The sequence below is a fragment of the Bacillus sp. AP8 genome, from assembly GCF_000321185.1.
GTDB classification, from domain to species: Bacteria; Bacillota; Bacilli; order Bacillales; family DSM-1321; genus Bacillus_AD; species Bacillus_AD massilioanorexius.
The window spans coordinates 1-24,130 of sequence record NZ_CAPG01000020.1; the positions used below are offsets into that span (position 1 = coordinate 1).

General features: G+C 35.3%; 20 protein-coding genes and 1 pseudogene. 14 read left to right on the forward strand and 7 right to left on the reverse strand.

The window, feature by feature from the left end:
- The 3 genes and pseudogenes from BN349_RS26265 to BN349_RS03520 form a co-directional block, all read left to right on the forward strand.
- Positions 1–324, forward strand: a pseudogene (locus BN349_RS26265) (hypothetical protein); the annotation flags it as partial.
- A gap of 9 nt (positions 325–333) precedes the next feature.
- Entirely contained in the window at positions 334–2,409 is a 2,076-nt protein-coding gene (locus BN349_RS24715; protein WP_019240895.1) for an McrB family protein, read from the forward strand.
- Entirely contained in the window at positions 2,381–4,837 is a 2,457-nt protein-coding gene (locus tag BN349_RS03520; protein WP_019240896.1) for a restriction endonuclease-like protein, read from the forward strand. The genes BN349_RS24715 and BN349_RS03520 overlap by 29 nt, the downstream gene beginning before the upstream one ends.
- Before the next feature lie 132 nt (positions 4,838–4,969).
- Here the strand turns inward: BN349_RS03520 and BN349_RS03525 are convergent, their stop codons facing one another.
- Positions 4,970–5,605, reverse strand: coding sequence for a hypothetical protein (locus BN349_RS03525; protein ID WP_019240897.1), 636 nt, complete (start codon positions 5,603–5,605; stop codon positions 4,970–4,972).
- A 302-nt stretch (positions 5,606–5,907) separates the two neighbouring features.
- Between BN349_RS03525 and BN349_RS03530 the strand changes: the two genes are divergently transcribed.
- Positions 5,908–7,173 (forward strand): L-lactate MFS transporter, encoded by a 1,266-nt coding sequence (locus BN349_RS03530; RefSeq protein WP_019240898.1) that lies wholly within the window; start codon positions 5,908–5,910, stop codon positions 7,171–7,173.
- An 88-nt stretch (positions 7,174–7,261) separates the two neighbouring features.
- Here BN349_RS03530 and BN349_RS25760 read toward each other — a convergent pair whose 3' ends face one another.
- The 5 genes from BN349_RS25760 to BN349_RS03555 form a co-directional block, all read right to left on the reverse strand.
- On the reverse strand, positions 7,262–7,432 hold the full coding sequence (locus tag BN349_RS25760; protein WP_157381011.1) for a hypothetical protein: 171 nt from the start codon (positions 7,430–7,432) through the stop codon (positions 7,262–7,264).
- Positions 7,414–8,865, reverse strand: a complete 1,452-nt coding sequence (locus BN349_RS03540) for a carbon starvation CstA family protein (protein ID WP_019240900.1) — start codon at positions 8,863–8,865, stop codon at positions 7,414–7,416. Before BN349_RS03540 ends, BN349_RS25760 begins: the two co-directional genes overlap by 19 nt.
- Before the next feature lie 142 nt (positions 8,866–9,007).
- Complete coding sequence (locus BN349_RS03545; RefSeq protein WP_019240901.1) at positions 9,008–9,727, reverse strand: LytR/AlgR family response regulator transcription factor; 720 nt, start codon at positions 9,725–9,727, stop codon at positions 9,008–9,010.
- 1 nt (position 9,728) lies between these two features.
- Positions 9,729–11,465: a LytS/YhcK type 5TM receptor domain-containing protein gene (locus tag BN349_RS03550; RefSeq protein WP_019240902.1), complete on the reverse strand. Its 1,737-nt coding sequence runs from the start codon at positions 11,463–11,465 to the stop codon at positions 9,729–9,731.
- 234 nt (positions 11,466–11,699) lie between these two features.
- Positions 11,700–12,818, reverse strand: coding sequence for a KamA family radical SAM protein (locus tag BN349_RS03555; protein ID WP_019240903.1), 1,119 nt, complete (start codon positions 12,816–12,818; stop codon positions 11,700–11,702).
- 906 nt (positions 12,819–13,724) lie between these two features.
- Here BN349_RS03555 and BN349_RS03560 point away from each other — a divergent pair.
- The 6 genes from BN349_RS03560 to BN349_RS03585 are packed head-to-tail and all read left to right on the forward strand — an operon-like array spanning position 13,725 to position 19,476.
- Complete coding sequence (locus BN349_RS03560; protein ID WP_019240904.1) at positions 13,725–14,519, forward strand: HAD-IIA family hydrolase; 795 nt, start codon at positions 13,725–13,727, stop codon at positions 14,517–14,519.
- A 39-nt stretch (positions 14,520–14,558) separates the two neighbouring features.
- Positions 14,559–15,869: an ABC transporter substrate-binding protein gene (locus BN349_RS03565; protein ID WP_019240905.1), complete on the forward strand. Its 1,311-nt coding sequence runs from the start codon at positions 14,559–14,561 to the stop codon at positions 15,867–15,869.
- Between the two features lie 21 nt (positions 15,870–15,890).
- The gene (locus tag BN349_RS03570; protein ID WP_019240906.1) at positions 15,891–16,775 is read left to right on the forward strand and encodes a carbohydrate ABC transporter permease; all 885 of its coding nucleotides are present in this window, start codon (positions 15,891–15,893) and stop codon (positions 16,773–16,775) included.
- A 12-nt stretch (positions 16,776–16,787) separates the two neighbouring features.
- Entirely contained in the window at positions 16,788–17,573 is a 786-nt protein-coding gene (locus tag BN349_RS03575; RefSeq protein WP_019240907.1) for a carbohydrate ABC transporter permease, read from the forward strand.
- A 30-nt stretch (positions 17,574–17,603) separates the two neighbouring features.
- Entirely contained in the window at positions 17,604–18,374 is a 771-nt protein-coding gene (locus tag BN349_RS03580; protein ID WP_019240908.1) for a sugar phosphate isomerase/epimerase family protein, read from the forward strand.
- A 19-nt stretch (positions 18,375–18,393) separates the two neighbouring features.
- Positions 18,394–19,476: an ABC transporter ATP-binding protein gene (locus BN349_RS03585; protein WP_019240909.1), complete on the forward strand. Its 1,083-nt coding sequence runs from the start codon at positions 18,394–18,396 to the stop codon at positions 19,474–19,476.
- A 411-nt stretch (positions 19,477–19,887) separates the two neighbouring features.
- On the opposite strand, the gene BN349_RS03590 is transcribed toward BN349_RS03585, so the two are convergent.
- Positions 19,888–20,409 carry a thioredoxin domain-containing protein gene (locus BN349_RS03590; RefSeq protein WP_019240910.1) on the reverse strand — a complete coding sequence of 174 codons (522 nt, stop codon included), beginning with the start codon at positions 20,407–20,409 and terminating at the stop codon, positions 19,888–19,890.
- Positions 20,410–20,574: 165 nt separating this feature from the next.
- On the opposite strand from BN349_RS03590, the gene BN349_RS26575 reads away from it, so the two are divergent.
- The 4 genes from BN349_RS26575 to BN349_RS03615 all read left to right on the forward strand — a co-directional run bounded on the left by BN349_RS26575 (position 20,575) and on the right by BN349_RS03615 (position 24,088).
- On the forward strand, positions 20,575–20,910 hold the full coding sequence (locus tag BN349_RS26575) for a DUF1672 family protein (protein ID WP_157381012.1): 336 nt from the start codon (positions 20,575–20,577) through the stop codon (positions 20,908–20,910).
- A 116-nt stretch (positions 20,911–21,026) separates the two neighbouring features.
- The gene (locus BN349_RS26580) at positions 21,027–21,440 is read left to right on the forward strand and encodes a DUF1672 family protein (protein WP_026089146.1); all 414 of its coding nucleotides are present in this window, start codon (positions 21,027–21,029) and stop codon (positions 21,438–21,440) included.
- Between the two features lie 317 nt (positions 21,441–21,757).
- Positions 21,758–22,705 carry a DUF1672 family protein gene (locus tag BN349_RS03610; protein ID WP_019240912.1) on the forward strand — a complete coding sequence of 316 codons (948 nt, stop codon included), beginning with the start codon at positions 21,758–21,760 and terminating at the stop codon, positions 22,703–22,705.
- Between the two features lie 15 nt (positions 22,706–22,720).
- Entirely contained in the window at positions 22,721–24,088 is a 1,368-nt protein-coding gene (locus tag BN349_RS03615) for an SA1320 family protein (RefSeq protein WP_026089147.1), read from the forward strand.
- Positions 24,089–24,130: the final 42 nt, after the last annotated feature.

The following is a 24,130-nucleotide window of genomic DNA, read 5'->3' on the forward strand; positions in this document are numbered from 1 at the left end:
TGTTTCACTCGATTTTCCGTACGAGGAAAATCGAAAGCTGAAAACGAAATGGGCCTCGCATTAATGGCTGTGAATTTACGAAAATTCACAGCCAACAAGCAAGAAGAAAGACGGCCTTATAATGGAAAGACAGAAAAAGGTGAAATGGAGCACATTCCATTTCACCTTTTTCATTATTTGAAGCTAGTTATGTCCCAGCCTCTTTTTGTTGGCAGCATTTTAGCTTTTTTAAAATCATCGATAGGTCGTTATCACTGTATATATGTAAGAAATTTTGTTTTACAGTATAATAATAGACAAAGAAAAGATGACAAGTGGAGTTAGGTGAATATAATGATCAAAGAAGTCAGAAGCTGGTCAAAACCAGACAATTTAAAAAATATCATTGGTAGAAAAAAGATCGATTTTTCTATGTTTGAATATGGGACTAGTGTACCTAAGGATTTTTATGAAGATTTTAATGAAGCAAACCAAACGAGTGCAATAATTCAAGATAAGAAAAAAATAGAATTAATCTATAAAGATCGTTCTTATGAAGCAGCTTTAGTAATGGTACAACGTAAAGACCATCCGGTATTACAAATTAGATATGATTCTAACAAAGAGTTGAAAGCATTATTGATAGAACAGTTTCAAACATCTTACAAATATATCTTGGCTAATAGGGACGAGAATTCTAAGAAGGCATTTATTACTCCACCTGAAATAGAAGAATTTATCGAATTCTACATGACTGATCAGCCATTTGTGTATGAAATGAATTTTCTTACGAAGAAAGTGAATAAGCCGATTCAATTTTGGTGGGTAAACCAAGGGCAAACACATGCACAGGAGAGAGATGGAGGTTATCTTTGGGCTCCTCAGCAGTCAAAACAAGGACGTCCATTATCACATCATGTTGATTTAGTTAAAGCGAAAAAAGGAGATTTGGTATTTTGCTATTCAGCTATGCATCTTAGATCCGTTGCGGTTGTGGAAGAAGAAGCTATTACTAGTGTTAAACCATCTGAGATAACAAGTCAGCAATGGCAGGATGCAGGATACTTATTAAAGGTGAAATACTTCCCACTAAATCCGTTTATTAATAAGGATCGTATACCAATTGATTGGCGTAAAGAAGAGACTGGTCCATTCGATGTGAATGGTAATGTGAAACAAGGATATTTTTTTACAGTATCTGATGGTTTTGTAGAAAAGTTATTTGATCAATTTAAAGAAGCGTTTCCAGATGAGATTAAAAACATTTTGATAGATTACAAAGTGGAAAGTAATAACCCAAATAATCAAATAAAGGAAAATAAAAATATGACTTATACGGATCTAACAACCCACATCCACTCCTACATCAAAAGCAAAGGCTTCTTTTATAGCAAAGAAGAAGTCATCAATCTTTTCTTATCTCTTAAATCCAAGCCGTTCGTTATTTTATCAGGCATATCTGGGACAGGTAAAACGAAGATGGTACAGTGGTTTGCGGAGAGTGTAGGAGCAAATGAGAAGAATGGACAGCTGACGTTAATTCCAGTTCGTCCCGATTGGAATGATGGATCGGATTTGTTAGGGTATGTTGATATTAAAGGGGAGTTTAAAGAAGGTCCACTTACAAAAGTGATTAAACGCGCTTTGGACAAGCCGCATTTACCTCATTTTATTTTACTAGATGAAATGAATTTAGCTCGTGTGGAGCATTACTTTAGCGATCTATTAAGTGTTATGGAAAGTAGAAAGTGGCAGGGAGAGAAGATGGTTACTTCTACTTTGCTTTCGAAAGAAATAACTGGTTGGCAGTCTGATTTAACCCTACCATCTAATTTGTATGTCATTGGAACGGTTAATATGGATGAGACAACGCATCCATTTAGTAAAAAAGTACTCGATCGAGCGAATACGATTGAGTTTAATAGAGTGGAATTATCAAATCTATCTTTTCTTGATGATATAGAAGAGATGGAACCACAATCCATACTAGATGATCAATTCCGTTCAAAGTATTTGCATCTGAAAGATGTATATGCTGAGAAGCAAGAAATTGTAAAGAAAACAACAGAAGTATTAGAGGATATAAATAAGGCTTTGCAGCTAACAAATGCTCATGTTGGTTATCGTGTTCGTGATGAAATATGCTTCTACTTAGCATATAATGAGGAAGGCAGACTATTAAAGTATGAGGAAGCACTCGACCATTGTATACTCCAAAAGATTTTGCCTCGTATTTCTGGCAGTGATACGCGTGTGGAAAAAGTATTGTTGGAGCTTTATTGCTTGTTTACGAATAAAAAGCTAAGTGATGATCAAGAAGCGAATGTTGAAGATATTAAAAATGCCCGTTATCCAAAAAGCACAACAAAAGTTCTTGAAATGATTGGGAGGTTAAGAGACGATGGCTTCACTTCTTTCTGGATCTCGTGAGGAGGTTGAGCTTGTCAAAATTGATCATCCTGACTTTTCGCTGGTTATTAAAGGACGACCGTTTCATGAACGCTATGAAGGGCTGAAACAATACCAAAGTATGGATCAGCATGATGTTATGCAGTTTGTAGTGAATAGTGATGAGGAGATCGTAGTAGAAGTGTTTGATGTGGAATCGATGGCATTAACCTCATCAACTGCAGTACGACCGATTTTTTTCGAAAATGGAACGTACCAGGTGATGATTGTGCCGAAAAATGGTATGAAGCTAAGCTTTTATCATGAGCATCCTATACTACGAAATGCTATATCTGAAATAGAGTTACCTCAAATGAACATGCTAATGGGCAATTTGCAGTTTCAAAATGAAGTAGGTTTAACAAGCTTTGAGATTCGTTCTGGAAATAATAGATTACTAGAGGTTACTTTAGAAATTTTTCCGACGAAGCTTGATTACAAGAAAGATTATCAGCGTTTGCTAGAGGAAGTGAATGATGAAATCTATAATCTAGCCTTTCATTTTATTAAGAAAACGTATTTGGGTGCTTCGATTAAGTTGGATGGTAATCCTTCGAGAGCAGAATTTTATCGTTTAATTTCCAAGCACTTTCAGCAATTTGTTCAAGCGATTACTCGGATTGAAGGGCAGCCACATCATAAGTTAGAACAGACGTATGTGAAGGTGCGTGGAGATCAGCTAAGTAAGTCGGATGCGACGACACGTAAGTATTTGCAGCAAAGAGCGCATGTATTTGTAGAGGTAAAGCAAGGAATATCCATTCGAGGAAAAACATACATGCCTCTTGAATGGCTAAAGCCGAGAAAACAATTGACCTATGATACGTTTGAAAATCGCTATGTCAAGTGGATGATGGAGCGTTTAATCCATAAGCTGAATGATTTACTTGATGCACTTTGTCAATCAAAGAGTAGATTTGAAGATAAGCCTGATGCGGAGTTAGTGGAACAATTGGAAGCTATGAAGAAAACATTAGAAGGTCGATTGAAAAATCTATTTTGGCGAAAAATCAGCAAACTGGACCGTAGTGTTATGAGTCTAGTTTTACAAATGGCACCAGGTTATCGTGATGCCTTTCAAATTTATTTGACCGTTTCAAAAGGATTAGTGTTACAAGGAAAAATGTATCGGATGTCGGTAAAAGATGTGGCGACTTTATATGAATATTGGACATTCTTAAAGCTTGGACAAATTCTTAGCAAGAAATATGAACAAGTAAGTCAAGATATTGTCAAAGTAAATCGTAATGGTTTGTTTGTCAATTTAGAAGCCAATCAATCAGCGAAGAGAGTGTTCAAGCATCCCATTACAAATGAGCGAATTGAACTGGTTTATCAAAAATATGTAGGGAAATTGCCAACTTTACCGCAAAAACCAGATACGATGTTAAGTATTCAAAAGAAAGGAAAGGAATACGATTACAATTATGTGTTTGATGCCAAATATCGAGTGGATTATGCTAATGAAGGTAGCTATTATGCCAATCGTTACAAAAAGACCGGACCATTAGAAGATGATATTAACACAATGCATCGCTATCGTGATTCGATTGTTGTAGAAAATAAAGGACCATACGAACGAACTGCATTTGGGGCATATGTGCTTTTTCCTTGGAATGATGAAGAGGATTATAAAGACCATCCTTTTTATGAGAGTATTGATAAGGTTAACATTGGCGGTTTTCCGTTTTTACCGAATGCTTCGAAAATGGTTGAGCAATTTATTGAACGGTTAATTGAAAAAAGTCCGGAAGAATTACAGAGTGAAGGCATTTTACCACGAGGTTCCTATGAAGAGTGGCAGTCTAGCTTAGTAGAGAAGGTGTTGGTGGGATTAGTCGTAAGTCCAGATGAGTATGTGGTATATAGTAAAAATGGCTATTACCGTATTGCTGCAGCTTCGTTGAAAAAGGGTTGGCAGGAAGCAAAGTATGTGGCACTTTATGTGAAAGCTGGTGTGGCACATTATAACGGTGTCTATGAATTCGGTGAGATTACGAGTGTTGAGCATGAGGATGGGTATGTTGTCTTCCATGTTATGTATTGGAATAAGTTAAAAAAAGTGATAAAGCCTATTCAATATGGAATTTCTTCTTATATGATGACGAGTTATTCACAGTTACAAGAAGCAACTGAATTACCAGAGCTTTATATGAAATCATCAGAAGAAACGAAGCTATGGCGGATGTTGCGTCGAGTGTCTGATCGAGTACAGGTTCAATTAGATCAACAGGAGATAGATGCTGCTTCTCAAGTTGATGAGTTTAGCTTTAGGGATGTTAAGGTGAAAATATTAAAAGAAGAAAATATGATTTATATCGAAAAGCTGGATGAGAGAAAACTAATAGACTTGCAAAATTTGGATAGTACTCCTTCTAGTGTGTTTAGGGAGATTTTGAGTTTTGGCTAGTAGTAATAAGTCCCATAGGGATGTCTTTGAAAATGACTAGATAAAGATCAATACTTCATTTTTTGATCTTTATCTAGTAAAGCTAAAATATATACTGTTTCTTACGTATTGTATAAAAATATCAATGATTTGTTATACCGTTTTCAGTTGCTTTATCATTTCTGACTGTACCCATTTTCGAGTTGTTTCTTTTTGAGGACACGGATGGTAGCAGTATAGTTCTTTTTTTGTTTGATGAATTTTCTGTCGCGAATAAAGAGCAATTTTTTTGTTTTTAGGAATTTCTTCTAAGAATTCAATTTTTCTTGAATTTAAAATGGTAGCGTCTTTAACGGACCATGCTGTCCAAATCCAGGGGTATTGTGTTAGGTTGGGTAAAGGTGAATGGAGCAAGATGTTGAATTTTGCCTTTTTAAGGAGTGTAGTATAAGTTTGAATCGCTTTATTTGAGTTCCCGCATCGAATGTTAAATAAATTAAGTATAGTCAGCCTGCCTTCTAATGTAGGATCACTATTTAACAACAATTCAACTACAGATTTCATAGTGGAGTCTAGTTTTAATTCATTTGAGATGCTAATGTTTTTAACCATTTTACTTTTTGATAAAAAGTCATCCCATTGATCGTCATCTGCTAAGCAAGAACTTCCTGGATTCAACATTATAATTAGTCCTATGTGCTTTGTAGAGTTTCCAAATTGTAGATATGCATTTGTACGAAATATATAGGATTCCAAAGATTCAAAAGTACCGAATGCTTTAACGTTCATAAAACCCTCCTTTATTTAATTGATATTATCTTCATTATAAATATATTTGTTAAATAAAGGTGATTAACTTTATATATTTCCATCTCAATTATAGCCTTGTACTGTGAAAAAAGATGCATTTTTTATTAAAGGATTGTCTAATTTATGTCTAAATGATAGGATACTTATATAAAATTCTGAATTTTTAAATAAAAGTGATGTGTGTTAGAAGTTTTGTTAAATTTCAAGTTGTATGACTTAAATGTATTAACAGTATTTAAGTTGGGAAATATGGAGATTTATCTAGGGGGAATGATCAAAAAGTGGCAAAAACAAAGAATAGGTGGTTGATTGCTGCCTCGGCGGTTGGGATTCACTTGTCAATTGGTTCTGTGTATGCGTGGAGTGTGTTTACGAAACCGCTCTCGAGTGAATTTGGTTGGGATTTGACAGATATTAGCTTAACATTTAGTATTGCTATTTTGTTTCTTGGTTTATCTGCAGCATTTCTTGGACATTTTGTTGAAAAATATGGTCCCAAAAAATCCGGGATTTTGTCAGCCACTTTTTTTGGTGTAGGGATTATAGGTGCTGGTGTAGCAACGAATTTGGAATCATTGCCTTTACTTTATATTACATATGGTGTTCTTGGTGGGATTGGGCTTGGTGTAGGCTATATTGCACCGGTATCGACGTTGGTGAAATGGTTTCCGGATCGTCGAGGCTTAGCTACTGGTTTAGCTATAATGGGTTTTGGATTTTCTGCACTGATTAACTCTCCAATTATGCAAAGTTTAATAGGTTCTGTTGGAATCGCAAATACGTTTTTTATCCTTGGAAGCGCTTACTTCGTTATTATGATTGCCTCATCTCTATACTTGGAGCCCCCTGAAAAAGGATGGCTGCCTGCTGGTTATAAAGAAAAAATTAAATCAGGTAAAGTGAAAGAGAGGCAGGACCTTTCACAGCTAACAGCCAATGAAGCAGTAAAGACAAAACGTTTTTATTATCTTTGGTTGATGCTGTTTATTAATGTAACTTGTGGAATTGCCATTATATCAGCCGCTTCTCCACTTGCACAAGAAAGTATAGGCTTAAGTGCCGTTGCGGCAGCGGCTCTGGTTGGTGTGCTAGGTGCTTTCAATGGTCTTGGCCGAATTGGTTGGGCATCTGTTTCCGATTACATTGGCCGTCCGAATACGTATACCGTCTTTTTTATACTTCAAGTTATCGCATTTCCTCTATTGATTGTTACGGATAACCCCATTGTATTTCAAATTTTATTAGCGATCATTTATACCTGCTATGGTGGAGGGTTTGCTTCGATACCTGCTTATATCGGTGATTTATTTGGAACCAAGCAGTTAGGAGCAATTCATGGATATATATTAACGGCATGGGCAGCGGCTGGGTTAGTCGGACCGATGTTTGCCTCATGGATAAGAGAAACAACCGGGAGTTACTCGCAAAGCTTAATTGTTTTCACAGGATTTTTCGCGGTTGCATTGATTATTTCCTTATTAATTCGATTAGATATAAAGCGCTTGAAAAATATGGAGACAAAGTTAGATCAACGAATTAGTGTGTGATGTTAACATTTCAGTAAAAAAGGGGAGTCCGAAAAGTGAGTTTCAATCACTTTTCGGACTCCCTTTGTTTAATGGTTTCCTATTATTTTCATAATACTAAGTAAGCAATAACCATAGCACCAATGGTAATTAGGACAATGCCTAGCTTTATAGGTAAGGAGAGGAAATCATTTTGTTGTTCGTTGACCTTCGACTCCTGTTCCTCGACGACTTTGCGATATTCTGGACTACAGCAGCCCATTAGGCTACCTTCTTCCAATTTGATACATCTTCATCAAGCTGGATATTGTTGGCACGTGCTTTCTTCGCTGCATGAAAGAATAGTGCAATCAGAATGGCCGCACCTATGAATCCACCAATCCAAGAGGTTGTCATCGATAGACCAAAGCCGATTTGTGCATTCAAAATGTAGGTAATGACCATGACCAACATAAATGATCCTGGGATCAGTGGTACGAAGTAGTTTTTCTTTGCAATATATAGATACATTGCTCCTACAAAAAGGGCGATTACTGCTGTAGATTGGTTTGCCCAGTTAAAATATCTCCATAGAATATTGAAATCTACTTGTGTAAGAATAGCTGATAGAACGAATAATGGAATGGCGATCCATAAGCGACTTGAAAACTTTTTCTGTGCGATATTAAAATATTCGGCAATAATCATACGTGCACTTCGGAAAGCAGTATCACCTGAAGTGATTGGTAAGACAACAACTCCTAATACAGCGAGTGTTCCTCCAATTGCTCCAAGAAGAGCTGTAGAAGCCTCACTTACAATCGCACCAGGGCCTCCAGCTGCTAAGATTTCATTTAAGCCAGTAGGACCGTTGAATAAGCTCATGGCAGCGGCTGCCCAGATCATGGCGATGATTCCTTCAGCAATCATCATACCGTAGAATATTTTGCGACCTTGCTTTTCATTTTGAGTAGTTCGTGAGATGATAGGTGTTTGTGTTGCGTGAAAGCCGGATAGGGCTCCGCAAGAAATGGTAAAGAATAATAATGGTAAAATAGGTGCTTGAGCAGGATGTAAGTTCTGTAAAGTAAGTTCAGGAATTGGTGCACCTGTTACAACAAGTCCGATCCCAACACCTAAAGCACTAATTAATAGTAATGCCCCAAAATACGGATATAAACGACCGATAATTTTGTCTACCGGTAGAAGTGTTGCTAAAATATAATAAGCAAAAATCGCTACAATGATAACAGTTAATGCTACCTTACCGTCCGTCAAAACATGAAGTAGACTAGCAGGAGTGGATACAAAGACGGTTCCTACTAATAATAGAAGAAGTACAGCGAAGCCGTTAACCACGTGCTTCATCACTTTTCCTAAAAATCTGCTAGCTAATTCTGGTAAATGGGCTCCCTTATTGCGGATGGAGATCATTCCTGTTAAATAATCGTGAACGGCTCCAGCGAAAATACAGCCAATGACAATCCAGATAAAAGCAACAGGACCGTAAAGTGCCCCCATAATTGGACCAAATACAGGACCAGTTCCAGCAATGTTCAGTAGTTGAATTAATGAATTTTTGGGTGTGCTCATTGGGATATAATCAACGCCATCACTATTTACATAGGCTGGTGTTGGTCGTGCTTCTTTAACCCCGAACATTTTTTCAACAAATTTCCCATACGTAAAATAACCAATGATTAAAAGTGCGATTCCACCTAAAAAGGTATACATGTGTTTCCTCCTTTTTTCACATAATGAAAGTGCTTACATGAAAATTATAAAGGAGAAAGCAGGGAGGAAGTGCTATTTAAGCTTAAAAGGTAGATAAACAAGGTTGAAATGCTGTTTTTGGGCTTTGAGATGCAAAAAATTTCTAAAGTTCTAAACGAGATCGTAATGCTTTCACATAATTTCGGCTAACGGAAAGCGTATCATTTCGATCCGCTATTTGTAGCTGATAGGCACCATTGAACCATGGTGTTAGCTTTGTAACGTATTCTAAATTGACGATAAAGCTTTTATGAATTCTAAAAAAACCGTGCATAATCAGTCTGTTTTCAAGCTCTTTCAGTGGAGTTCTTGTTTCAAGCTCACCTGTAGTTAAGATAAGCCTAGTTATTTTGTCATCTCTGTACATATAAAGAATCTCCTTTGGCTCTATATAAAAGATTTCACCATCCTGTTCAACAGCAAGTTTTCCAACAAAACGCTTTTCAACTGTAAATAATTTTTTTGTTATCCGATTAATCGTTACTTGCAGTCTTTCTTCATCATAAGGTTTTAGTAAGTAATCAATCGCATTATATTGAAAAGCCTCGGCAGCAAACTGTGGATATGCTGTAGTAAAGACAATTAATGGGGGCTTTTTTAGTTCCAAAAGAGCTTGTGCAGCTTGCATTCCGTTCATCTTCGGCATTTCAACATCTAAGAAAACGATATCTGGCTGCTGTTGAAGAGATTTTAAAACGGCAGTTTCTCCTGATCCAGCCTCATCTATAACTTTGATAGTGGGAAAAGCCCCTAATAAATGGTTAAGTTCTTCACGGCTGTATAGCTCATCGTCGACAACAATAGCTGTAATCGGTGAATTCATCTTACCCCACCTTTCTATAAGGCAATGAAAATACAATTTCTGTACCTTTATTTAACTCACTTTGGATCTGTAATGCTGCAGTAGCTCCATACATCATAGTGAGTCTGCGATTGACATTATAAAGAGCTAATCCAGCTCCTGTTTCTGAAGGAATGGGAGTTTTAATGATTTGATTAATTCTCTTTTGACTCATCCCTAGACCATTATCTGTAACTTTTACTACAATAGCTTGATTTTTCGAATAGATAGCAATTTTTAAGAAGCAATCCCTTTCCTTATTCTTCATCCCATGTTTAATCGCATTTTCTACTATCGGCTGCAAGGTTAGTGGTGGAATATACTGAGCAAGTGTATCATCTTCAACTTCATAGAAAACACTCAGCTTATTGGCAAATCTTGTTTCTTCGATTTCTAAATAGGCTTTTACATGATGTAATTCTTGCTCGAGTGTTGTCATGGTTTGTGTTGTGACAGTTAGATTTTGACGGATAAAATGAGATAAGGAAATGAGTAATTTTCTAGCTCTTACCGGATCAAGACGAATAAGAGAGAGAATCGTATTTAATGAATTAAAGAGAAAATGAGGACTAATCTGCGCTTGAAGTGTTTTGATTTCTACTTCTTTTGCCAGCTGATAAGATTTATCGGCATTTGCCATTTCAAGTTGATGGCTTAAAAGGGAGCTAAGTCCAGATATGAGCTTAATCATTACAGGAGTAATTTCCTTAGAAGAACGAAAATAAAAGATTAACGTTCCAATTGTTTCTTCGCGTTGCTTTAAGGGTGCAATGACAGCAGTTCTTAACAAACAGCTTTTTTCCGGACATTGTATGACGTGATAACGTAAGCTAGCATTCTCTTTAAATTTCTCCACATAAAGTGTTGTTTGATTTTCTGAAATATTCCCAGGACAAAAAATTGTATGACTATCTCCAACATGCGCTAATGTTTGGGAAGAATTTGTTATCGAAACAGCGCTAATATGTAGTTCTTTATGAATAATTGTACAAACGGTATGAGACGTTTGCTCTGTTAATCCATTTCTTAAGTAGGTCAGTGTCTTTTCTGCAATATGTAGAGTATTTTGTGCTTGAATCGCCAAAGCTTTTTCTTCTTCATTTATGACACTTTTAATAATTAAAAGGAAGAGTGTGGATCCAATGCCGTTTGCTAGAATCATAGGTAAGCCAATAATTTCGACTAATGCCCATGCTTTTTCAAACGGACGCGATAAAAGGAGAATAATGAGCATTTGAATGGATTCAGCAACAAATCCGATGAGAAATGCTGTATGTAATTTAACATGCTTGTTTTTTTTATAAAGTAAACCGGAAAGGAAGCCAGCTATAATGGTTGCGAATCCACAGGAGATAGCTGTGAATCCTCCTAATGTGAAGCGGTGTATTCCAGCAATTAATCCAGCTCCAATTCCAATCTTATATCCTCCAAGTAAACCAGCAATGACAACACCGATTACACGGAAATTTGCGATTGCTTCATCGACCGTTAACTCACTATATCTAGGGTTTAACTGAAGACTATCGGTATTTAGTGTCACACCGGTATAAGTGCCTATGATACCAAAAGCTCCGAAGAAAATAACGGCAATCACTTGTTGTCTATGATTCAGCTGCTCTTGATAAATCATATTTTTGAAAAATGGTAGTCTTGTCAAAATAAAAGCAATCATAACGATAATACCAAGCCGTTCAGCCATGATAATGAGCAATTCAATCATATAAAACCCTCTTTCTATTTTCCTATGTGATGTAGGAAATGGTGTTATTCCCTATGAAAACGTCTACATCTATTTTATCAGTCCTTTCCAATATAGTAAATTTATGACTCTATAATCAATAAGTTGTTCAATGAATGTAAAAAGCAGACTGATATATGTAAAAGAGACACTATTTATCAAGATAGTGTCTCTTTCAAATATATGTATAGTATGTTGGTCGTTATTAACACAGTTTTATCGTATTTCAGTGAATAGTGGTGTCTTCCAATACTTCTCATTTCCAGGTAAATCATCAAACCAAGCAGCATCTTCTGGACAGTCTAAAATCATAAATTTGCCGTAGTCTCCATCTCTGGATTGATGATATTTTACATAAGCCTTACCATCTTGAATAGCTAAAATTTCGATTTTCCCTGAAGAGTGACTCATGGCAAGCTTGACCCGTTTACCTAAACCAGAGGTTCTTGATTTTGCTTCTTCAACAATGTTGTACACTTCTTGTAGGCTTAATACGAATTCTTTATTACCGGCAACTGGTCGATTGACAAAAAAGTAATAGGGAGTAACTCCTGCCCAGGATAATTGATCTAATAATTCACTTAAAGTATAAGGGTCGTCATTAATTCCTTTTAACACAGGCGTTTGATTGACAACAATTGCTCCTGCGTTATGTAGAGCAGTGATGGCTTTTTTGGCTTCTGGGGTGATTTCTCTTGGATGGTTAATATGTGCCATTATGTAGATTCTTTTATCAGCACTAGAATATTGACGAATCAAGTCTAAGAGTTTTTCATCTTCATATATTCTCATTGGATTAAAAACGGGTAGCTTCGATCCTAGTCTTATAATTTTCACGTGATTTATACTTCTGAGTTCCTGTAGCAGGTTACCGATTTTTTTAGTAGATAACATGAGTGAATCTCCACCAGTTAGTAGTACATTATTGATTTCCTTATGCTGTTTAATATATTCAATGCCTGGACGAACATCTGTCGCTGCTTCATGTATATCATTTTTAAATAAACGTTTTCTAAAACAGTACCTGCAATAAGCGCCACAAACCTCTGAAACTACTAATAAGGCCGTTGTTGAATATTTATGCTGACAGCCTGGAGCAACATAGTTCATTTCTTCATTGGAGGCGTCCATGTGACCATATTCTAATAGTTCTCCTGTACTGGGAATCACTAATTTTCGAATCGGATCATTCGGAGCATTCCAATCAATTAGTGAAAGATAATAATCGTTTACTCGAAAAGCATACATATCTGATACAGCTCTAAGTGCATCCTTTTCTTCAATGGAAAGATCTTTAATTGCGTCAATTTTGGTTATGTATTTTGGAAGTGCCATAATAACTCCTTTCTTTGAAACGTGTTGAAATATTTCTAATATAATAAAGTGTATAGGAGTGTGACATCAGATAAAACAGTAATTCGTTAATTTTCGGAATATTGACATTAATTTGAAGACTTTTGGACTAAGATGTATTGGGAATAGGGGGTATAAAGCAGCATGGCGTAATGGTGAGGGCTTGAGATGTGACATGACAAGTCGGTGCTAAAAAATTGATATGGACAGTAGATCATGAAATGCCAACAGTAAAAATCGAGTTATAGACGGTAAATGTTGAATAAGAAAAAAATATGATGATTGGCGCGGGATTATTTCAGATACCATAATGTATTAATTGTTTACAATATGATTGAAGATAGAGCTATAATGGAAAACACTATTGTATGGGTGAATCGTGTAGAATTTATAATTGATTTAAAAGTATTTGATAGGAGGATTACTTGTTGTAACGCGATATTGAATGTTGCAAGAACGCACTGTAATCCGATCAAAGTGGATTTAACAGATCATACTAATGATTCGGTATAAGTAAGTTTTATCTGATTTAGGTAAGTTAAGGAAGATATGAATATTAAATTAGGCGTTAGATGATGTTCTAACGTTAGTTCCTTAAAAATCCTTGTCTAATTTTTATATTAAAATAACAATATTTATTTTTAACGAAAAATTAACTTTTTTTACAGAAATAAAAGAAAAGAAAAAACATCGAATGTCGTTGGTAGCAATGAATATTCGATGTTTTTTTATTGTAGAGACTTATTTGTGTATGTCTTTTGTAAAGGGAAAAGTCGTTATCTTAATATTATTTTAATGTATTTTCTCTAACTTAACATTAACTTTATACTCCTTTAATTTTCATGCGCTATTCTACTTTTGAAAGAGATTAGTAATGAGGAGGATGCAATGCTTCAAGAGTACGATTTATTGTTTTGGGATATTGATGGAACATTAATTGATGGAAAACATCTATTACCCGCTGTGCCCGATTGGATGACTACATTACGCATGCAAAATAAACGAATGTATTTTGTAACCAATCATCCAATACGATCGAAAAAAGCACATTGTAAATACTTAAATAAGCTTGGCTTGAAAATTCATGAAAAAGAACTTATTACCCCTATTGATGCCTTACAATGTTTTTTTCATTCTATTCAAAAGCCGTTCTCTGTCTATCCTGCTTGCTCAGTAATGATTAAGGAACAGTTAGAGAAATGGAATATCCCTGTTATAAATAATGTACATAGGACTTCAGAAAATACTTACGTTGTTTTGGGATTATCGCTTACTAGTAATTATCGAATGTTGCAGGATGTTTTTTTACATATTCAAAGAGGCGCGAGGTTAGTGGTGTTAAATGAAGATTTCTCCTGCCCATTTAATGGAGAGAAAATGCTTGATACCGGGGCATTTCTGTCAATTTTTCAACAGTCTGGCGAGCTAAAGGAAGAGCCAATTCCTGTAGGGAAACCTTCTGTTTGGATGCAACAAATAATGCGTGAAAAGATGCAATTATGTTCAGGTAGAAGTGTAATCATTGGTGATAGTTTGTTAACTGATATTGCAATAGGAAACGCTCTTCATATGGATACGGTATGGCTAACAAAGGATGTAGAGCATCATGACGCTCATAAAATGAAGCCGACTTATATATTTGAATCTTTGGCGGCTATTCATTTAGAAAAACGATTTTTATGAGTAATTATAATATTCAATGTAGAAAGAGGTTACTAATTAATGAAGAAAATCATTTCTGTATTTCTTGTTTGCCTAATGGCCCTAGGTTCTTTAATAGGATGTAGTAACACGGATTCGGAAACAAAGACAAAAGAGTCAGGTGACTCGATTGAACTATCTTGGTATTATCCAGTCAATGTAGGTGGTGCCATTACAGAGGTCATTGATAAGCTGGCTAAAGAATTTAATGAATCTGGAACGGAAGTTAACGGTAAAAAGGTAACAGTTAAACCTATATACAGTGGAAATTATGAAGAAACGATGACAAAGGTTCAAACCGCCGTGAAAAATAAGAAAACACCTGATTTGGCTGTTCTCCTATCGAATGATTTATACCAAATTAAAAATTCTGTTCAGCCATTAGATGATTTCATTGCTAAAGATGAAGATTTAAAAACAATGATAGATGATTTCTTTCCTGCATTTTTAATGAATGCACAGGATGAAGGAGAAACATACTCTATTCCTTTCCAAAGAAGTACAGTATTACTTTATTACAATAAAGACAGGTTTAAACAAGCTGGGCTTGATCCAGAAGTAGCACCTAAAACATGGGAAGATATCGTGACTTACGGTAAAAAGTTAACGAAACCAGGTCAATGGGGAATTGAATTACCAGCAAATATTAGTGTGAACTGGATTTATCAAGCATTAATGCTTCAAAGCGGTAATGAAAACCTTATGAGCGATGATGGTAAACAAGTAAACTTTAACACGCCAGCAGCTAAGGAAGCACTTCAATATTGGGTAGATTTAATTAACAAAGATAAAGTGATGCCAAGCGGAATCTTAGATTGGAATACGGTTCCAACAGACTTTATCCAAGGTAAGACAGCGATGATGTTAACGACAACTGGTAACTTAACAAATGTAAAAAATAATGCAAAATTTGATTTTGGAGTAGCTTACCTACCAGCAAATGAACGTGTTGCAACGCCAACAGGTGGAGGAAACTTCTATATCTTTAAGGATACTCCTGAGGAAAGACAATTAGCGGCGATGGAATTCATTAAATGGATGTGTACACCTGAACGTGCAGCTCAGTGGAGTATCGACACAGGCTATATTGCAACTCGTCAATCAAGCTATGAAACTGAGAGTTTAAAGAAATATACAGAATCATTCCCACAAGCGTTAACGGCGATGGAGCAATTAGAGTATGCTCAGAAGGAATTTGCTGTTTATGAGCAAGGGAAAATTAATAAAATTTTAACGGATGCAATCCAAGCTGCAATTAATGGGGCAGATGTCGATCAAGAGTTAGATCAAGCTCAAGAGAAAGCGGAACAAATTCTAAAAAAATATCAATAACTTCAATGAAGAGGTGAGGAAATGAGAAAAAGCAAACGCATAAATGATAATGTTACAGCTTGGCTTTTTCTCCTTCCGTCACTCATATTCCTTATCACTTTTACATTGTATCCAATTGTAAAAACGATTTATTTAAGCTTATTTCAATCGGATTTATTAACAGATGATCCTCTTTATGTAGGTTTAGATAATTTTAAATTGATGTTGGAAGATGAGACGTTTCGGAAGGCGTTTAAGAATAATATTTGGTTTGCAGTAGGGACAGTTCCGACAAGTTTAATGCTAGGTCTTGGCATGGCTGTACTAGTGAATCGTTCATTTAAAGGAAGCAGTTTTGCAAGAACATTTTTCTTCTATCCAACTGTTATTCCTATGGTGGCAGTGGCATTCATCTGGCTATTCTTTTATACACCAGAATATGGATTGATTAGTTCGTTTTTTCGTATCTTTGGAGCTGGTGAATTGAATCTACTCGGGTCATCTGGCACAGCGTTATTAGCGATTATTGTCATGGTTGTATGGAAGGAAGCAGGTTTTTTTATGATTTTCTATTTAGCTGCTCTTCAAAATGTTCCGCAAGATTTATATGAGGCGTCTCATATGGATGGAGCATCAAAATGGTATCAGTTTAGAAGGATTACTTTTCCTCTCCTAATGCCTACAACGTTATTTTCATTTATTATCGCAACGACTAATGCTTTTAAGACCGTAGATCAATTAGTGGTTATGACACAAGGCGGACCAGATAATGCGACAAATCTGTTACTATATTACATTTATGAAAGTGCCTTCCGCTTTATGGATTATGGCATGGCTTCAACTATTTCAGTTGTTGTACTAATTTTAATGATTCTTATTGCGGCTATACAATTCTTTAGTGTAGAGCGCAAAATTCATTACAGTTAAGGTGGTCTTTGATTGAAACGTCTTATTACAATTTCAACACATGTATTAGCTCTACTTTGGGCGTTGCCGCTCTTTTGGATTTTTTATATGGCCTTCAAAAATACGAAGGCAGAAGGCTATTCTTTTACACTTGATAATTTCATCAATGCATGGAATACTGCGCCATTCGGACAGTATTATGTAACGACTTTTATTGTTGTAATAGGAATACTACTAGTTCAAATCGTGACGATGACATTAGCTGCCTATGCTTTTGCAAGATTGGAATTTTTCGGTCAGAACATTGTTTTTATGCTTTTCTTAATACAAATTATGATTCCTATCGAAGTGTTAATCTTTCCAAATACAGATACGATTACACAGCTAGGACTGTATGATTCAAAGTGGGCAATTATGGTGCCATACTTTGTAACTTCGTTCGGGATCTTTTTGATGCGACAAACTTTTAAAGGCATACCTTATGAGCTAGAAGAAGCAGCTAAGATGGAAGGTTGCAATCGACTGAGTATTTTATGGAACGTATACATCCCATTAGCAAAACCTACCTATATTGCGTTTGGATTAATTTCAGTAAGTCATCAGTGGAGTAATTTCTTATGGCCGCTTATTGTGACAGATTCTGTTGAGAATCGACCATTAACGGTTGGATTATCGATGTTTGCGAAAGCTTCAGAGTCAGGTGCTCAATGGGGAGTTGTCGCCGCAGCTACACTGTTTGTAGCATTACCATTATTGCTAGCATTTTTTATCTTTCAAAAACAGTTTATTTCAAGCTTTATGCATTCTGGAATTAAATAAGAGAATGATGAAAGTGAAGGAGGAAGGGTATTGCACTATTCAATCTCGACTTATACATTATATGATCAATCTATATTTCAAGCTTTAGAAAAACTGGTAGAACAAGGATGGAAGTCCGTTGAAATCATGGGAGAAGGTTCACAGCATGGTCTACCGTTCTTGCAGATGAATACAGAGCAAATTGTGAGACTGATGCAAATGCTTAAAGAAAATGACATCACTTTAGGCTTTCATTTGCCAGTTTTGAATTTTAATCCTGCTTCCCCTGATGAAGAAACGGAACGAACGTGGCTCCAATCTAGAATGCTGTTAGAAATTATTCCTTTTGATTATGTTCTTATGCATCCAGGTAAGAATGAGTCAATTGAACAAGGAATAGTCAATGCTAGAAAATTTGGAGAAAGACTTTTAACTCAGCTACCTGAAAGTACAATAATTGTATTTGAAAATGTACCGTATGCAGAAGGAGCAATCGGAACATCGGTAAGTGAGTTAATTGCAATCGTGGAAAAGTTAGATTCAAATCGTTCAAAAATCATGTTTGATACAGGCCACAGCTATATGAATCATAGAGATGATATTATAGAAGAATGTCAAAAGGCACTTCCTTATTTATTTGGATTGCACATAAACGATAATCATGGACAGCAGGATGAACATTTGCAAATTGGAGAAGGTACCATTCCTTTTCAAAGAATTTTTGAAATTGTAAATGACAGACAAATTAACCTTGTATTTGAAACGAATACGGTTGAGCGAGCAGTTCGCTCGAAAGAGATAGTGGAGAATTTTTTACAGTGAGTAGTTCGGAGGAGAAGGAATGGCAACAATCGAGTTAAAGCAAATTGCAAAAAGATATCATAAAAGTAAACAGTATTCTGTTGAAAACTTTAATCTACATATTGAGGATAAAGAATTTATCGTGTTAGTTGGTCCTTCTGGTTGCGGGAAATCGACAACATTACGAATGATTGCAGGATTAGAGGATATTTCAGATGGAGACTTGCTCATTAATGGTGCTCGAATGAATGAGGTAGAATCGAAAAATAGAGACATCTCAATGGTTTTTCAAAACTATGCCCTGTATCCACATATGTCGGTGTTTGAGAATATGGCATTTGGTTTAAAGGTAAGAAAAGTACCGAAAGAAGAAATCAAGCAAAAAGTAGAAGAAGCTGCCAAAATTCTTGGCTTAACGGAATTTCTGAAGCGAAAGCCGAAAGAGTTGTCAGGAGGACAGCGACAAAGGGTTGCATTAGGAAGAGCGATTGTTCGTCATTCGAGCATCTTCTTGATGGATGAGCCATTATCAAATCTAGATGCGAAGTTACGTGTTCAGATGCGAGCAGAAATTACTAGATTACATCGCAAGCTCGGGACAACGACTATCTATGTAACACATGATCAGACAGAAGCGATGACAATGGCGACCCGAATTGTCATTATGAAGGATGGTTATATTCAGCAAATTGGTCGACCAATTGATGTGTATAATAAGCCAGCAAATATCTTTGTGGCAAGCTTCATTGGTTCACCTGGTATGAATTTTATAACAGGTGATTTAGTAAGCCAGCAATTTATCATTGAAGCAGGAAAAGCGATTTATACAATATCAGAATCCAGCCAAGCAAAAATGATAAGAAATAACAATCATCCTGTCATTATGGGAATTCGACCAGAGCATATCAAAATTCAAAAAGAAAAAACAACGTTCCCAGTAACAATTGATTTAATTGAAACAATTGGTTCAGAAATGCTCGTTCATACGAAAGTTGCTAATAAAAAAGTCGTCATTAAAGCTGCGACAGACGATACGTATAAGGTTGGCATGCAAGTATTTTTATCCTTCTCAGAAGCGAATGTACATTGGTTTGATAAAGAGAATGAGAAACGATTGGTTTAAATCTAATAAGAATGTTAGTAGTTTAATAGAATGTCCTGAATGTGGATTAAGGAACCACTTTCAGGACTTTTTTGTAAAAAAGAAAAGCTTATGTATGGTTTTAAAAAATTCTTCCTTGATAGTTGATTTCCTCCATAGCCATTCTATCAATCAGTAGATAAGGAAGATCCAAATTATTGGTTCATTTCCTAATGCATGAATTTTAACGATATAATTCTAAATAATAGAATATCTGTGGTAAAACGTTTCTCATAAGAATAAGAAAATCTTCTTTTTCGAGAGAACATGATGGAACTACATTTATAGAATTTAATATTCTGTACTTGCTGTAAGTAAATAAATAGATAGATATGGACAGTAAATCATGAAATACATGTCATTACCTTTAGATGTGAAAGTGAAATTCTTGTTTTAGCTATGAATTAATGCAGATTGAATTTCATTTCTTAATTCCTCTGTTGTTATTTCTTTAGGGTATTGGTATTCTTTGTTATTGATGAAAACAGTTGGTACCATTTTAACCTGTCTTCGAATCGCTTCCGCTGTTACGTTTAAGCTGATTTCTGTATTCTTCGGTTCTTCCTTTAAGTTATATTTTTCTTGTAAAAATGCTTTAATCTCTTGATTATTCTTTTGATCCCATTGAGGTTGTGTTGCGAATAACTCTTTTAAGATTTCTTTTGTGCGTACGGGATTCTCGTAATCTAAAAATAAATTAATCAATGTGCCATTTAACAGCATTTCTCTTGGTTTGTCATAATGTTTTATGATGAATTCTACTTGTCCATTTTCTATGTACCCATCTAATGTTTCCTCAGCAATTTTAAAAAAAGTAGCACAATAAGGGCATGTCAAATTTAAAAATACCTCTACCTTTACAGGTGCATCCTTCTGTCCAAAACTCAATTGTCCATTCTCTATTAAGGCTGTCATAATTATCACTCATTTCCATAAATTAGATTTTTAGAAAATTATAATAATTCATACCTGAATTGTCAACATTAACCTGAATAGGTGAATTCTTTTTAAAGACGAGAGATGGGTATTTTTCTTTAGATGAGTATGAGAACATAGGACTAATTTTTTATTGGAATTTTTTTGTTAATTAAAGGAGATCGTTATCCAAAAAACAAAATGAAGAAAACAGCTGCAAGGAGTATATTGTATGAGGACAGGGATAAGAAATATTTATTAATGCTGTGTATGTCCATATGGTTAGTTAGTTGTGTGGATAAGAAAGAAAAGTACCGAGAGGACTTTGTGAGAATTCAAGATTACAAGGGAGAAGGTTATACTCTACGAAATAGTGGTACCGAAACGAGCAAAATTGCTAAAAAGAATCAAAAAGAGATTGAAATTGCGGTAATAAAGTTCTTTAAAGAGACCTATAAAACAGAAGTGAAGGTTCATAATATCGTAGGAGCTAAAGATTAAGGCTCTGTTTTTATTGAATCGATTGGCGAACCCCATTTTTACACCTTTGCGATTGTACCCATTGATATCGAGAAAAAAGAAGTGAAAACAGATGAAGTTTGGTCACAAGAGGGAAAGTGGAGTATGCGATTAAAGGTGCCCTATATGCAATGATCTTTGAGAAGGAATTCGCGAAATTAGATGGATACTTAGAGAGTGTAGTGAATGAATTACCTGTAGTTGGAACACCTATTGAAGCTATCGAAAAGGTTGGTGGTAATGGATACAATATATCTTTTTATTATCTTAGTGCGATAGGAGAAAAGTTTGAAGATATTTATAATATGTATATGAAAAATCCTCGACTAAGTAAACAAATATTAAAAAATGCTCTTCTTAGGAATGAGTTTAAAAGTGAAGATGTGCGAGTTGTAATTTACTTATATATGAAAGAGGGAAAAGTAGAACCAGATAAAGCCATCTTTAATAAAGTAGTCAAGGGTATCGAAGCGATGGTAGGTATACCAAAAGGAGCTTATTCAGATTGTTGAACGATAATTTAATTGATCGTAAAAGAGCTAACGGTAATAAAGATAATACATTAGAAAGATCTGTGCCAAATGAAATATTAAAGGAATAGAGAAAGAATAAAAACTATTTAAACCAAAAGGGTAATAATTAAAAGGATATTTATCACATGACAAAATACTTATTTTCAGTAAGACATAGCTGAATGTAAGAAAATGATTTCACAATAAAGAGGAATTTAATTACAATAAAATGGATATTACTGTAATGCTAATGGTTGGATTATACATAAAAAGTATTTTAGGGTTTTTGCTGAAAATTCTAATAAGGAGGTTCATGAATGCATTTAAGGAAAAGCTCCATAATTGTTTTAGGTATGGGTGTATCATTATTGCTAGGAGGATGCGGTATGAATGAAACAAAAGATAGAAATGAACCAAACGTTGAGACAGTTAATAGCAAACCTTCGAAAGAAGATTATAGTGTAAATTTTGTCAGAATTCAAGATTACAAGGGAGAAGGTTATACCTTACGAAATAGTGGTACCGAAACGAGCAAAATTGCAAAAAAGAATAAGCCAGAAATCGAAATCGCGGTAAAAAAGTTCTTTAAAGAGACCTATAAAACAAAAGTAAAAGTTCATAATATTGTAGGAGCAAAAGATGGAGCCTCTGTTTTTGTTGAATCGATTGGCGAACCCCATTTTTATACTTTTGCCATTGTACCTATTGATGTAGAGAAACAAGAAGTGAAAATAGATGAGGTATGGTCACAAGAGGGGCAAGTCGAACATGCTATTAAAGGTGCCCTATATGCCATGATTTTTGATCAGGAATTTGCCAATCTTGATTCGTATTTTGACAATGCAATTAACAAATATCCGATAGTCGGAACACCGAGTGAAGCTATTCAAAAGGTTGGTGGGGATGGGTACGCTACACCTTTTTATTTTATAAATACGTTGGGTGATTGGTTTGAAGAGGTGTATCAAAAGTATATAGAAAATCCAGCTATTAGCAAGCAAGATTTAAAGAAAATGATTACAAAAAAAGATTTTCAAAGTGACAGTGTAATTGTAACGATTAATCTATATATGAAAGAGGCTGATGTAAACCCTGATCAAACTGTTTTTAACAATGTAGTAGATGATATTGAGAGAATGAATGGATTACCAAAAGGTGCCTATACGGTATTATTGCATGATAATAAAATTGATCGAAGAAGAGCGATAGGAAGTAAAGAAAATACTTTGGAGCGTTCTACTCCAAATGAAATAATGAAAAATTAGGAAGGTGTGTACGGAATGAGCGTTGTCAAAGAAGTCAAAAGATCGAATACTAATGATCAAGATTTAGTCGAGTTGGCAGGCTATCACTCCTATCAGCACTATGAAACAGGAAACATCATAACTGTAAACAGAAAAGAATTTATTGTTAAACAGACAACATATAATACATCTTCAGGTCTTGATGCACTTACCGTAGAAAATAATATCACCAAAGAAATCACCATCGTATTTGTTGGAAGTGAAGATGATAAGGATTGGTTGGAAACAAATCCCAGATTATTAAGTGAAGTTCCTCCTAAACAAATCGAAGATGCCAAACAATATTACATAGATATGAAGAGAAAATATGGAGAAATTCATTCTGTTACGGGTAATTCACTGGCTGGCGCTTTAACGAATTCGGTTGCTATGGATCATCCAGAGCTAAAAGCTATTACACTGAATCCAGCTATTTTACCTGCAGGTATGGTGGATTCGAATAAAGAGTATAGCAATATAACCAATTATTATAGTCAATTTGACTTTTTGACTGGAACAGAAGAGTCGCTTGGCCTAGGTAATCGAATCCCAGGCAATAAGTATAACATCAATAATGGCATCCCGATTTTTTCCTCAATAGGGCCGAATCATACTGGCTATGTTGATATGGATAAAGATCAGGAATTTAAGGTTGAAATAGGGATAAAAGGAGAACCAGGTTATGGTTTTATCCATGTTGGAGCGGACGATCATATTGTTACAAGTATCTGGACTGGAGAGCCAATTTATTACGGAAATTCTGAAAAGATTAAGATAAATAAGGCAAGTATGACATTGCTTGCAGATGGAATTAGGGATCAGGTTAAAGGTCGGATTACGAATATGAATCAATATTTAGAAAACTCGATTGACATCGTAAAAGATGAAAGTGCCAAGTTTGTTGATCGTGTTAAGGAGTTTCAAGAAACGTTTCAAACCATGCTCGAAGAAACAGCTGGAGAACCTATGATGAGAGGGATTGCTGGTACAGGCACTATTATTAAATTGTATCTACTAGATATGATAGACCTTTTAGATTGTGCAGAAGAAAAATGCCGATTTCTCAATAGTATCTTAAACTCAGCACCTATGGAACTCGTTGAAAATTTGTTGTCCGTTGATATCAGTGTAGAGAGCTTCTTTGAACAAGGAAGAAGAAACTTGAATAATCTTTGTCAGGAAGTCGATGAATTTGTTTATAATGCTCAGAATGTGATAACGAAAGATATTCCCGATTTGTTTAAAGGCGGAACAGATCAATTTATAGATGCTGTTGTAGATGAAAATAATGCCCATTATGAAATTATTCGGAAGAATAAGCAAAGCTTACACCATCAATTAACAGAGTATTCCGAACAAGTATAAAGTATTGCTAATGCTTTTGAACATAAAGACAGCAGTTTGGCA

Excerpts from the sequence above, each read along its gene's own strand:
- BN349_RS24715 (WP_019240895.1), top strand. The coding sequence starts at position 334 with ATGATCAAAGAAGTCAGAAGCTGGTCAAAACCAGACAATTTAAAAAAT.
- BN349_RS03520 (WP_019240896.1), top strand. The coding sequence starts at position 2,381 with ATGGCTTCACTTCTTTCTGGATCTCGTGAGGAGGTTGAGCTTGTCAAA.
- BN349_RS03525 (WP_019240897.1), bottom strand. The coding sequence starts at position 5,605 with ATGAACGTTAAAGCATTCGGTACTTTTGAATCTTTGGAATCCTATATA.
- BN349_RS03540 (WP_019240900.1), bottom strand. The coding sequence starts at position 8,865 with ATGTATACCTTTTTAGGTGGAATCGCACTTTTAATCATTGGTTATTTT.
- BN349_RS03545 (WP_019240901.1), bottom strand. The coding sequence starts at position 9,727 with ATGAATTCACCGATTACAGCTATTGTTGTCGACGATGAGCTATACAGC.
- BN349_RS03550 (WP_019240902.1), bottom strand. The coding sequence starts at position 11,465 with ATGATTGAATTGCTCATTATCATGGCTGAACGGCTTGGTATTATCGTT.
- BN349_RS03555 (WP_019240903.1), bottom strand. The coding sequence starts at position 12,818 with ATGGCACTTCCAAAATACATAACCAAAATTGACGCAATTAAAGATCTT.
- BN349_RS03560 (WP_019240904.1), top strand. The coding sequence starts at position 13,725 with ATGCTTCAAGAGTACGATTTATTGTTTTGGGATATTGATGGAACATTA.
- BN349_RS03565 (WP_019240905.1), top strand. The coding sequence starts at position 14,559 with ATGAAGAAAATCATTTCTGTATTTCTTGTTTGCCTAATGGCCCTAGGT.
- BN349_RS03570 (WP_019240906.1), top strand. The coding sequence starts at position 15,891 with ATGAGAAAAAGCAAACGCATAAATGATAATGTTACAGCTTGGCTTTTT.
- BN349_RS03585 (WP_019240909.1), top strand. The coding sequence starts at position 18,394 with ATGGCAACAATCGAGTTAAAGCAAATTGCAAAAAGATATCATAAAAGT.
- BN349_RS03590 (WP_019240910.1), bottom strand. The coding sequence starts at position 20,409 with ATGACAGCCTTAATAGAGAATGGACAATTGAGTTTTGGACAGAAGGAT.
- BN349_RS03610 (WP_019240912.1), top strand. The coding sequence starts at position 21,758 with ATGCATTTAAGGAAAAGCTCCATAATTGTTTTAGGTATGGGTGTATCA.
- BN349_RS03615 (WP_026089147.1), top strand. The coding sequence starts at position 22,721 with ATGAGCGTTGTCAAAGAAGTCAAAAGATCGAATACTAATGATCAAGAT.